Source organism: Streptomyces sp. NPDC057697, assembly GCF_042799335.1.
Taxonomy (GTDB): Bacteria; Actinomycetota; Actinomycetes; order Streptomycetales; family Streptomycetaceae; genus Streptomyces.
Genome location: NZ_JBHVJA010000002.1, coordinates 641,774 through 653,835 on the forward strand (window position 1 = coordinate 641,774; position 12,062 = coordinate 653,835).

A 12,062-nucleotide genomic window follows, 5' to 3' on the forward strand; every position below is an offset into this window, starting at 1 on the left:
TGAGGGTGCTGGCGGTGCGGGCCTGAGGGAGGCGGGCGTCAGGCGGTGCGGGCTTGAGCCGGGTGCCGGGTGGTCCGGGCCTGAGGGCGTCGGGCGGTCCGGGCCTGAGCCGGGCCCCCGGCGGTCCCCGTCAGCCGCAGCCGCAGCTGGCGCGGCGGATCAGGGAGACCGGGAGCATGAGCGAGACCGGCTCGGCGCCGCCGTTGCCCAGCCGCTGGACCAGGAGCTCCACCGCCTGCTCACCGAGCCGGCGGATCGGCTGGCGCACGGTCGTCAGCGGTGGCTGGACGATCCGGCTCAGCGGAATCCCGTCGAAGCCGGTCACCGCGATGTCCTCCGGCACCCGCACCCCGCGCCGCTCCAGCGCGCGCAGCGCGCCCACCGCCATCTGGTCGTTGGCGAAGAGCATGCCCTCGGGCCGTTCGCCGGTCCGGTCGAGCAGCGCCTCCGCGGCCCGCGCGCCCTCGGCCTGCGTCATCATCTCGGCCCGCAGATCCGGCGCGTCCGGCACCGGGAGCCCGGCATCGCCGCACGCCTGCCGGAAGCCGTGGAACCGCGCCTCGGCGTCCGGCGACTCGACCTCGCCGCCGATGAAGGCGAGCCTGCGCAGCCCGTGGTCCTCGATCAGATGGCGGGCCAGTTCGCGTTCGCCGTCCGCGTTCGCGACGACGATGTGGTCGAGGTGGTCGATCTCGCGGGGACCGGCGATCATCACCACCGGGAGCCGGCGCGATATCACTTCGAGGTCCTCGGTCGGCACGGTCTGCGCCAGCACGGCGAAGCCGTCGACCCGCCCCGCGACCTTCGCGACGAGGCTCTCGGGGCCGCCCTCCAGCGAGGCCGCGATCAGCAGCGCGTAGCCGTGCCGCCGGGCCGCCCGCTCCATGCCGCGGATGATCTGGTCGGAGTAGAGCATCACCGCGTCGTCGGTGTCGCTGTCCGCCTCGGCGTCGGCCTCCGCGTCGGGGTCGGCGTAGTCGGGGAAGCAGAGGCCGAGCACGCCCGTGGTCCGGCTGGCCAGGCCCCGGGCGTTGCCGCTGGGTACGTAACCGAGCTGGCGGGCGGCTTCGAGGACCCGCTCACGGGTCTGGGCGCGTACCGAATCGGGGGTGCGGTAGACCCGCGAGACCGTGGCAATGGAGACGCCCGACCGCTCGGCGACGTCGTACACCGTTGGGGCGCTCACTCGACCGACCGTCCGCTTCTTCTTCCGTGCCGAAGCACCTGTTGTTGCATGTACCGACCCTCTTCTGAAAGCGCATTCACCCTAGATCGCGGGCCGCGCGACGGGCAAGAGCGGCCAAGAAATGACAGGCAACCTTGCAAGGTGCCTTGTACATCTTTTACGTTGGGGGCATGACGGAACCGACTCCGACCACCCCCGACGCCCGTCGCGCCGCCCCGTCCGCGGAGCCGGACGCCGAGCAGCTCGCGATCCGGCTGGCCGCCGTGGTCGGCCGGTTGCTGCGGCGGCTGCGCAGCACCTCGTCGGAGGGGCTGCTCACCCCGACGCAACGTTCGGTGCTGGCCAGGCTGGACCGGGAGGGGCCGGCCACCACGGCCGCGCTGGCCCGCGCGGAGTACGTGCGTCCGCAGTCCATGCGGCTGACGCTCGGCGCGCTGGAGAGCCAGGGGCTGGTGGAGCGGGCCCCCGATCCCGAGGACGGCCGGAAGTCGGTGATGTCGCTCACGGAGTCCGGGACCGCGACGCTCGCCGAGGTGCGGGCCGCCAAGCGCGACTGGCTCGCCCAGGCCCTCGCGGCCGAGTTCGACGGCGCCGAGCGCCGCGCCGTGGCCGAGGCCGTCGAACTGCTGGACCGACTGACCGACCGGTGAACGCCGCCGACGGGCGCCGATGCCGTCGTCGGCCACCTGGGCCCCGGCCCCCGGCCCGTCGGCAACCTCCCGGGCAACCTCCGCCCCTCCCCGGCAACCTCCGCCGACCGCCGACCGCCGAGCGCCGAGCGCCGAGCGCCGAGCGCCGAGCGCCGACCGCGTACCCGCAGCCGGGCCCGTACCCGTACCCCCGACCCGCACGCCGACCCGACCCGCACCCCGAGCCGTACCGCAGCAGGACCCACCCGTTCACCCACGCCACAGGAGTATCACCGTGACCGCAACCACCCTGGACCCGAGGACCGCCCTGGTCGTCATCGACCTCCAGAAGGGCATCGTCGGCCTGGACACCGCCCACCCCGCCGCCGATGTCGTCGCCCGCTCCGTCACCCTCGCCGACGCCTTCCGCGCGAAGGGCCTCCCGGTCGTCCTGGTCCATGTCGTCGACGGCGCCCCCGGCCGCAACGAGACTCCGGCGGGGGCCGGCGGGCAGCCGCCCACCGACTGGGCCGACATCGTGCCCGAGCTCGGGCCGCAGGAGGGCGACATCGTGGTCACCAAGCGCACCTGGGGCGCCTTCCACGGCACCGACCTCGACCTCCGGCTGCGCCGCGCGGGTGTCACCCAGGTCGTCCTCACCGGCATCGCGACCAGCATCGGCGTCGAGTCCACCGCCCGCTCGGCGTACGAGCACGGCTACCACGTCACGATCGCCACGGACGCGGTCACCGACCGGGACGCCGACGCCCACCGCAACAGCGTCGAGAAGATCTTCCCGCGCCTGGGCGAGACGGACACGACGGAGGCGATCGTCAAGCTGCTCGGCTGACCGGGACCCTGCCCACGGCCCGGCCCCACGGCCCGGCCCCACGGCCCGGCCCCACGGCCCGGCCCCACGGCCCGGCCCCACGGCCGGGCCCCTCCTTTCCGGCCGGTCCGACCCCCGTGGTCGGACCGGCCGTTCCCGTGCGCCGCGGCAACCGGGGCCGCTGCGCCGCACGGGTGAGGTTCGGGGCCGTCGCGCCGTGTCTGCGCGGCCTCTCGCGCGGGGGCGCATTCAGTGGTGGGACGGAACCAGTGTGATCAACAGCCAATGCCACCAAAAACGCACAATCCGGAACACCCGCGGATGGGTGGGTCGGGCCGTCCCCGGAGGTATCAGCCATGTCCCACGTCGGCGTCCCGCGGGGGACGGCCCGAAAGCGCCGCTCCCTCGCGCTCCTCACGACAGGCGTGCTGACGCTCCCGGTGCTGGCGGGATGCAGCTCCGGCGGCGGTGCGGCCGCCGGAGCCGCCCCCCAGGACGTCGCGGTCGCGAGCCGGGACCAGGTCGCCGAGGGCTCCACGGTCAACTGGGCGATCGACGCCGTGCCCACCACCCTCAACGCCTTCCAGGCGGACGCCGACGCCTCCACCACCCGGATCACCGGCGCCCTGCTGCCGACGCTCTTCCCGCTGGACGCCCAGGGCAGGCCGCAGCTGAACCCGGACTACCTGGAGTCCGCCGAGGTGGTCGAGCGCGAGCCCCGGCAGGTGGTCCTGTACCGGCTCAACCAGCAGGCGGTGTGGAGCGACGGCCGGGAGATCGGGGCGCCCGACTTCGTGGCCCAGTGGCGGGCCCTGAGCGGCCGGGACTCGGCCTTCTGGACCGCCCGCAACGCCGGCTACGACCGCATCGAGAAGATCGAGCGCGGCGCCGACGACCTGGAGGTACGGGTCACCTTCGCCAAGCCCTACGCGGACTGGCGCTCGCTGTTCTCCCCGCTGTACCCGAAGGAGGCGACCGGCTCCCCGGACGCCTTCAACGACGGCGCCCGGACCACCCTCAAGGCCACCGCCGGGCCGTTCCGGCTGCGCGGGGTGGACACGAAGGCGGGCGAGGTCACCCTGGACCGCAACCCCCGCTGGTGGGGCACCCCGGCCAAGCTCGACTCGCTGGTCTTCCGGGCCGTCGCGCCGAAGGACCGCACCGAGGCCCTGGCCGCGCACAAGGTCGACGTGGCCGACGTCGACGCCGCGACGGTCCGCCGGATCGCGCGGGCGGCCCGCGACGCGGGCGCGAACGGGCAGCCCGCCGCCCCCGGCCCCGGCTCCGGGACGGACCCGGCCGCCGCCCTGCGCTCCTGGGCCGAGGCCCACGGCTCGAACGCCGAGGAGGCGGCCGCCGCCCAGGCGGCCAGGGAGAAGAGCCGGGCCGCCGCCGAGGCGTACGCCGCCGAACAGGACGGGCTGCGCGGCTACGTGGTGCGCAAGTCGCTGGAGCCCGCCTACACCCAGCTCGCGCTGAACGGCGAGTCCGGACCGCTCGCCGACGACCGGGTGCGCCGGGCGGTCGCACGGGCCCTGAACCGCCAGGAGCTGGTGGACACTGTGCTCAAGCCGCTCGGCCTGCCCGCGCGCCCGCTCGGCAGCCACCTGGCCCTGGCCGGACAGCCGGCGTACGAGGACAGCAGCGACGCGCTCGGCGGGCAGGACACCGAGAAGGCGCAGGCGCTGCTGGCCGACGCGGGCTGGACGCCGGAGGGCGCCGTCTCCCGGACGGACGGCACCAAGGCGGGCAGCGAGGCCGGGAAGAAGAGCACGAAGGACGCGGAGAAGCCGGAGAAGAAGGAGACGGGCCCCGCGGCCGGGAAGGCGGGCAGCACCGACGGCAAGTCCGGCGACGCCGCCGCCCGGCGCGAGCCCGCCCCCGAGGACGGCCTCTACATCGTCGGCGAGGACGGCAAGCCCGGCGACGGTGATCCGGCGAGCCGCGCCACCCATGTGCTCGCCCCCGCCCCCGCCGCCGCGTTCCACAGCTCCGCCCTGCTGCGCCAGGCCGGATACCTCTCCGACTCCGGCATCTCCGAGGACGCCCTCGCCGGACTCACCGCGCAGGACAAGCGGCCCGGCGGCGCCGCCGGCGCGTACGCCCCCGTGGGCACCGCGGCGCCCGCACGGGCGGCCGATCCGGGGCGCGGCCCGCTCGGCAAGGACGGCAAGCCGCTGACCCTGCGTTTCGTCCTGCCGTCCGGTCCCGGCTCGGAGGCGCTGCGCAGCGTCGGGGACAAGATCTCGGCGATGCTCGAATCGGTCGGCATCCGTACGGAGATCACCAAGGTCTCCGACGAGAGCTACTTCCAGGACCACATCGCCTCCGGCGACTACGACCTGGCCCTGTACTCCTGGCCCGCGACCGCCTACCCGGCCACCGACGACCGCCCGATCTTCGCCAAGCCGGTGCCCGCCACCGACGGCTCGCTGCTGGTCGAGCAGAACTACACCCGGGTCGGCACGGACCACATCGACCAGCTCTTCGACGAGGCGGTATCGGAGCTGGACGAGGCCACCGCCCGGAAACTGATGAAGCAGGCCGACGCCCGGATCTGGGCCGCCGCCGGGTCGATCCCGCTCTACCGGCGTCCCCAGCTCGTGGCGGCGAACCGGAAGCTGGTGAACGTCGGGGCCTTCGGCTTCGGCACGCCCCGCTACCAGGACATCGGTTTCCGGGCGCCGCAGGCCGCCGGGGCCCCGGCGCACCCGAAGAAGTAGCAGGTCAGCGCAGTACCGGAAGCTCAGAACTGGCTCAAATCCCTTGCCCGCCGCCCTGCCCGGCGGGCAAGGTCGCTTCAGCCCGTCGACCCGGGTGGCCGCTCGATCCCCCCACCTTCGAGATCCCCGCACCGGAGCCCCTAACTCCGGTCCTCTCGAAGACAGCGCTCCGGAGCCCCACCTCCGAAGCCGTGCCGGGCCGTGTCCGTGGAGCCTCGTACGTCCGCACCGGACGCCGTGGCCGTCACGGGCACGGCCCGGTCCCCATGCCCGCCGCCGACCGCTCCGCCGGCCGTGGCCGCGAGACCCGGTGAAGTTCGCCGGAAGAACCGGTCACGGGGGCGCGAACGCGTTGCGAACACGGCGCGGACGCGGGCTCCCACCACCGGATACGTACGTGCCCGCACTCGGCGCCACCACCGCCGACGCCTGCCCGGCGGACCGGCGCGACCCCCGTCCCGGGGCCCACGGGACTTGCCCGGGAAGCCGCCGCGGCGCCAGCCCCGTACCATTGGACGAGCCGTGGCGCGTCCGCCCGGCGGGCGTACGAGGACTTGAGACCGACTTAGACGCCTGATCCCACGATCCGAGAGAAGCGCAAGCCACCCATGCCCACGCGCCACGACATCCGTAACGTAGCCATCGTCGCCCACGTCGACCACGGCAAGACCACGCTGGTCGACGCCATGCTCAAGCAGGCCGGCGCCTTCGCCGCGCACGCCGCCGAGCACCTCGACGACCGCATGATGGACTCGAACGACCTGGAGCGTGAGAAGGGCATCACGATCCTCGCCAAGAACACGGCGGTGAAGTATCACCCCAAGGACGGCGGGGACCCGATCACGATCAACATCATCGACACCCCCGGCCACGCCGACTTCGGTGGTGAGGTCGAGCGCGGCCTGTCGATGGTGGACGCGGTGGTGCTCCTGGTCGACGCCTCCGAGGGCCCGCTCCCGCAGACCCGCTTCGTGCTGCGCAAGGCGCTCGCCGCGAAGATGCCGGTCATCCTCTGCATCAACAAGACCGACCGTCCCGACTCCCGGATCGCCGAGGTCGTCGACGAGACGTACGACCTGTTCCTGGACCTGGACGCGGACGAGGACCAGATCGAGTTCCCGATCGTCTACGCCTGCGCCCGTGACGGCGTCGCCTCGCTGACCAAGCCGGAGGACGGCACCGTCCCGGCCGACAGCGACAACCTGGAGCCGTTCTTCTCCACGATCCTGGCGCACGTCCCGGCCCCGGAGTACGACGACGAGGCCCCGCTCCAGGCCCACGTCACCAACCTGGACGCCGACAACTTCCTCGGCCGCATCGCGCTCTGCCGCGTCGAGCAGGGCGAGCTGCGCAAGGGCCAGACCGTCACCTGGATCAAGCGCGACGGCACCATGTCCAACGTCCGCATCACCGAGCTGCTGATGACCGAGGCGCTCACCCGCAAGCCGGCCGAGAAGGCGGGTCCGGGCGACATCTGCGCCATCGCCGGTATCCCGGACATCATGATCGGCGAGACCCTGGCCGACCCCGAGAACCCGATCGCGCTCCCGCTGATCACGGTCGACGAGCCCGCCATCTCGATGACCATCGGCACCAACACCTCGCCGCTGGTCGGCAAGGGCGGCAAGGGCCACAAGGTCACCGCCCGCCAGGTGAAGGACCGCCTCGACCGCGAGCTGATCGGCAACGTCTCGCTCCGCGTTCTGGACACCGAGCGCCCCGACGCCTGGGAGGTCCAGGGCCGCGGCGAGCTGGCGCTGGCCATCCTCGTCGAGCAGATGCGCCGTGAGGGCTTCGAGCTCACGGTCGGCAAGCCGGAGGTCGTCACCAAGCAGATCGACGGCAAGACGCACGAGCCGATCGAGCGCATGACGATCGACTCGCCCGAGGAGCACCTCGGCGCCATCACCCAGCTGATGGCGACCCGCAAGGGCCGCATGGAGACCATGACGAACCACGGCTCGGGCTGGGTCCGCATGGAGTGGATCGTCCCGTCCCGCGGCCTGATCGGCTTCCGTACGGAGTTCCTGACGCAGACCCGCGGCACGGGCATCGCGCACTCCATCTTCGAGGGCCACGAGCCGTGGTTCGGCGAGCTGCGCACCCGTCACAACGGCTCGCTGGTCGCCGACCGCGCGGGTTCCGTGACGCCGTTCGCCATGGTCAACCTCCAGGAGCGCGGTGTCATCTTCACCGAGGCCGGCACCGAGGTCTACGAGGGCATGATCATCGGCGAGAACTCCCGCGCCGACGACATGGACGTGAACATCACCAAGGAGAAGAAGCTCACCAACATGCGTGCGGCTTCCGCCGACACCACGGAGAACGTGGTGCCGGCCCGCAAGCTCTCCCTGGAGCAGTCCCTGGAGTTCTGCCGCGAGGACGAGTGCATCGAGGTGACCCCGGAGACGGTCCGCATCCGCAAGGTCGTCCTCGACCAGAAGGAGCGCGGCCGCGCCGCGTCGCGCGCCAAGCGCTGATCCCGCGCCGGGCGCCGTGCGCGCCCGGACGAGAACCGCACAACGGGGCCCGGTCCTCCGTCAGTTGACGGGGGGCGGGGCCCCGTTGTGCTCCGCGTCGGAGTGCGCCCCGGCGCGCGGCGATGCCTCAAGTGGTGCGTCCGCTGTTGCACCAGCAACCACGAGGAAGTGGCAGTGCACTGTCAAGAAGGCCCATCGAGCCTCTGTCCAGTGGTTTTCTCTGGCGATCCGTCCGCATATCGATCGTCGCTCTCCGAAAGCTGCGCTAACGGTCCGTTTCGAGGGTGTCTGTCTGGGATCACTTTGTCCGGATTTCGGGCAATCGAGCTTCCTCGATGTTGTTAAAACGAGACCCTTTAAGTGTGGTTTACAGCCCGGTCGTACTTAATAGTTGGCTCCATTGAGCTCGGGTCAATGGGTCACGCACTGTGGGGAGTGCCGACTCACGAGCACACTAGGGGCACTGAACGATCACCGTCAGGGGTGTCGGTGGATCACTCCAGTGCCCTTCTTGTAGTCAAAAGTGGACTCATGAGGAGGAAACCCATGCGTGGTGCCAAGAGCGCCAAGTGGGTCGCGGGAGCGGCCATCATCGCCCTGGCCGCGACCGCCTGTGGTGGTAACGACAAGGACAGCGACAGTGGCATGAAGTCCGGCAAGGCGGACCCGAACGGGATCCTGACCGCCCAGCTCGGCGAGCCGCAGAACCCGCTTCAGCCGGCGAACGCCAAGGAGAGCCAGGGCAGCCGTGTCCTGCGCACCATCTTCTCCGGCCTGGTCGACTACGAGCCCGGCACCGGCAAGCTCGTCTACGTGAACGCCGAGTCCGTGACGCCCAACGCGGACTCGTCCGTGTGGACCGTCAAGCTGAAGCCGGGCTGGAAGTTCCACGACGGCACCACGGTCACCTCCAAGTCCTTCGTGGACTCCTGGAACTGGTCGGCCAACGTCAAGAACAACCAGACCAACTCCAGCTGGTTCCAGGACATCAAGGGCTACGAGGACGTCCACCCGGCCAAGGGTGCGCCGAAGGCCGACAAGATGTCCGGTCTGAAGATCGTCGACGACAACACCTTCACGATCAGCCTGAACGGCCCGGTCTCGTACTTCGCGTACAAGCTCGGCTACGACGTCTGGGCGCCGCTGCCCGAGTCCTTCTTCAAGGACCCGGCCGCCGCCGGCCAGAAGCCGATCGGCAACGGTCCCTACAAGTTCGTCTCGTGGGACCACAAGAAGCTGATCAAGGTCCGGAAGTTCGACGGTTACCAGGGCCCGAACAAGGCCAAGAACGGTGGCATCGACTTCAAGAACTACACCACCGCCGACGCCGCCTACTCGGACCTGCGGTCGAACAACCTCGACTGGATCGAGCAGATCCCGACGACGTCGCTCACCAGCTACAAGCAGGACCTCGGCGACCGTGCCATCGACGCCGAGTACTCCGCGGTGCAGTCGATCGTCCCGGCGTTCTACACCAAGCAGTTCAAGAACATCGACCCCAAGGTCATCCAGGGTCTGTCGATGGCGATCGACCGTGACACGATCACCAAGACCGTGCTGCACGGCACCCGTACCCCGGCCGACTCGTTCGTCGCCCGCGGTGTGCTCGGCTACAAGCCCGGCGCGCTCGGCGACATCGTGAAGTACAACCCGGCCGAGGCCAAGAAGCTCATCAAGGACGGCGGCGGCGTCCCGGGCAACAAGATCTCGATCCAGTTCAACGCCGACCAGTCCCACAAGCCGTGGGTCGACGCGGTCTGCAACAGCATCCGCAAGGCGACCGGCGTCGAGTGCGTGGGCGACTCCAAGCCCGACTTCCAGGCCGACCTGAACGCGCGTGACAACCACCAGGTCAAGTCCATGTACCGCGGTGGCTGGGTGCTCGACTACCCGGTCAACTCGAACTTCATGCGCGACCTGTACGGCTCCACCGCCGCGGGCAACACCTCGGGCTACTCCAACAAGGAGTTCGACGCCCTCGCCGCGAAGGCCGACAAGGCGAAGACGCTCGACGAGACCGTCAAGATGTACCAGGACGCCGAGCAGCTCCTGAAGAACGACATGCCGGCCATCCCGCTGTGGTTCTACAAGGTCAACTCCGGCCAGTCGACGAACGTGTTCGGCAAGATCGTCTACGGCCAGGACGGTGACCCGATCTTCACCGACGTCCAGGTCAAGGCCAAGAAGTAACTTTCGGGATCCGACGGCCGGTTTCGCCGTTCCTCTCCGGAGGACGGCGGAACCGGCCCGTAGGCGTCGGCCCCGGGGCTCTCCCCCCACACCCCGCGGCGGAGACCACTCTGACAAGGCCATCGCCGACCCCTCACGGCATGGAGGCATGATGGGGCGTTACGTCGCAAGGCGACTGCTCCAGATGATCCCGGTATTCATCGGGACCACTCTGATTATTTTCCTCATGGTCCACATCCTTCCCGGTGACCCAATCCGGGCGATGTGGGGAGACAAGGCGGCAGACCCCGCACAGGTCGCGTCGCTCCGCCATGAGTTCGGGCTCGACCAGCCCCTGTGGAAGCAGTACATCGACTACATGGGCAATCTCTTCCAGGGCGACTTCGGCAAGACCTTCGGTGGTCGCGAAGTCATCGACGAGATGTCCGAGTCCTTCCCGGTGACGCTGCGGCTGACCGCCGTCGCCATGATCATCGAGATCATCGTCGGCATCGGGCTCGGTGCCTGGGCCGGTCTGCGGGCCGGCAAGGCCGCCGACACCGGCGTCCTGATCTTCACCCTGATCGTCATCTCGATCCCGGTGTTCGTGCTCGGCTTCCTCGCCCGCTTCGTCCTCGCGGACCAGCTCGGCTGGGTGGCACCGAACGTCCAGGACTCGACGGACTACGCGCAGTTGTTCCTGCCGGGCTTCGTCCTCGCCATGCTCTCCATGGCGTACGTGGCACGGCTGACCCGCACCACCTTCGCGGAGAACCTGCGCGCCGACTACATGCGTACCGCCATGGCCAAGGGCCTGCCGCGACGCCGCATCATCGGTGTCCACCTGCTGCGCAACTCGCTGATCCCGGTCGTCACCTTCCTCGGTACGGACGTGGGCGGCTTCATCGGCGGCGCGGTCGTGACCGAGGGCATCTTCAACGTCCAGGGTGTCGGAAACCTGCTCTTCAAGGCGTTGCAGCAGCGCGAGGGCTCGACGATCGTCGGCGTCGTCACGGTCTTCGTCCTCGTCATCCTGGTGATCAACCTGCTCGTCGACCTGCTGTACGCGGTCCTGGACCCGAGGATCCGGTATGCCTGACGCGACCAAGACCCAGACCGAAGCGGTGGTGGACGCCACCGCCGCTCCCTCGGCCACCGCGGTCAAGACCCAGGACAAGCCGCGCAGCCTCTGGGGCGACGCCTGGTTCGACCTGCGCCACCGCCCGATGTTCTGGATCTCCTCGATCCTGCTGCTGGTCCTGCTGGTCATAGCCGCCTTCCCGGGGCTGTTCACCGGTGCCGACCCGCGCGACGGCGACCTGACCAACCACTTCCTGACCAAGCCGGACCTGGGGCACTTCTTCCAGGCCGACTGGTTCGGCTACGACGGCCAGGGCCGTTCGATCTACGCGCGTGTCATCTACGGCACCCGCGCCTCGATCCTGGTCGGCGTCGGCGTCACCGCCGCGGTCACCCTGGTCGGCGGCCTGCTCGGCATGCTCGCCGGATACTTCGGCGGCTGGCTCGACTCCGTGATCTCCCGGGTCACGGACATCTTCTTCGGCATCCCCTTCCTGCTCGGTGCGATGGTCGTCCTGAACGCGTTCACCGACCGCAAGGTGTACGTCGTGATCCTGGCCCTGGCCTTCCTGGGCTGGACCTCGATCTGCCGTGTGATGCGGGCCTCCGTGATCACCGCCAAGCAGGCGGACTACGTGACGGCGGCGCGCGCCCTCGGCGCGGGCACCCCGCGGATCCTCTTCCGGCACGTCCTGCCCAACGCGCTCGCCCCGACGATCGTCGTGGCCACCATCGCGCTCGGCGGGTACATCTCGGCCGAGGCGACGCTCTCGTTCCTCGGACTCGGGCTCGCGGACCCGACGATCTCGTGGGGCATCGACATCGCCGAGGGCAGCCAGGCCATCCGGGACAACCCGCATGCGCTGCTGTTCCCGGCAGGAATGCTCAGCCTCACGGTCTTCGCGTTCATCATGCTCGGCGACGCGGTCCGCGACGCCCTCGACCCGAAGCTGCGCTGAGGAGGGC

8 protein-coding genes are annotated in these 12,062 nt (G+C 70.4%); 7 read left to right on the forward strand and 1 reads right to left on the reverse strand.

Features of this window, described 5'->3' with window-relative positions:
• Positions 1-130: 130 nt before the first annotated feature.
• Positions 131-1,186: a LacI family DNA-binding transcriptional regulator gene (locus tag ACFVFH_RS07865; protein ID WP_383764880.1), complete on the reverse strand. Its 1,056-nt coding sequence runs from the start codon at positions 1,184-1,186 to the stop codon at positions 131-133.
• A 170-nt stretch (positions 1,187-1,356) separates the two neighbouring features.
• On the opposite strand from ACFVFH_RS07865, the gene ACFVFH_RS07870 reads away from it, so the two are divergent.
• From ACFVFH_RS07870 to ACFVFH_RS07900, 7 genes are all read left to right on the forward strand, one after another.
• Complete coding sequence (locus tag ACFVFH_RS07870) at positions 1,357-1,836, forward strand: MarR family winged helix-turn-helix transcriptional regulator (protein WP_383764883.1); 480 nt, start codon at positions 1,357-1,359, stop codon at positions 1,834-1,836.
• A gap of 274 nt (positions 1,837-2,110) precedes the next feature.
• The gene (locus ACFVFH_RS07875) at positions 2,111-2,665 is read left to right on the forward strand and encodes an isochorismatase family protein (RefSeq protein ID WP_383764886.1); all 555 of its coding nucleotides are present in this window, start codon (positions 2,111-2,113) and stop codon (positions 2,663-2,665) included.
• 335 nt (positions 2,666-3,000) lie between these two features.
• Entirely contained in the window at positions 3,001-5,367 is a 2,367-nt protein-coding gene (locus ACFVFH_RS07880) for an ABC transporter family substrate-binding protein (RefSeq protein ID WP_383764889.1), read from the forward strand.
• 608 nt (positions 5,368-5,975) lie between these two features.
• Positions 5,976-7,847 (forward strand): translational GTPase TypA, encoded by a 1,872-nt coding sequence (gene typA / locus ACFVFH_RS07885; protein ID WP_383764892.1) that lies wholly within the window; start codon positions 5,976-5,978, stop codon positions 7,845-7,847.
• A 546-nt stretch (positions 7,848-8,393) separates the two neighbouring features.
• Positions 8,394-10,037, forward strand: coding sequence for an ABC transporter substrate-binding protein (locus tag ACFVFH_RS07890; RefSeq protein WP_383764894.1), 1,644 nt, complete (start codon positions 8,394-8,396; stop codon positions 10,035-10,037).
• A 151-nt stretch (positions 10,038-10,188) separates the two neighbouring features.
• Entirely contained in the window at positions 10,189-11,115 is a 927-nt protein-coding gene (locus ACFVFH_RS07895) for an ABC transporter permease (protein WP_093550093.1), read from the forward strand.
• Positions 11,108-12,055 carry an ABC transporter permease gene (locus tag ACFVFH_RS07900; RefSeq protein ID WP_383764897.1) on the forward strand — a complete coding sequence of 316 codons (948 nt, stop codon included), beginning with the start codon at positions 11,108-11,110 and terminating at the stop codon, positions 12,053-12,055. The genes ACFVFH_RS07895 and ACFVFH_RS07900 overlap by 8 nt, the downstream gene beginning before the upstream one ends.
• The last annotated feature ends 7 nt before the right edge of the window (positions 12,056-12,062 follow it).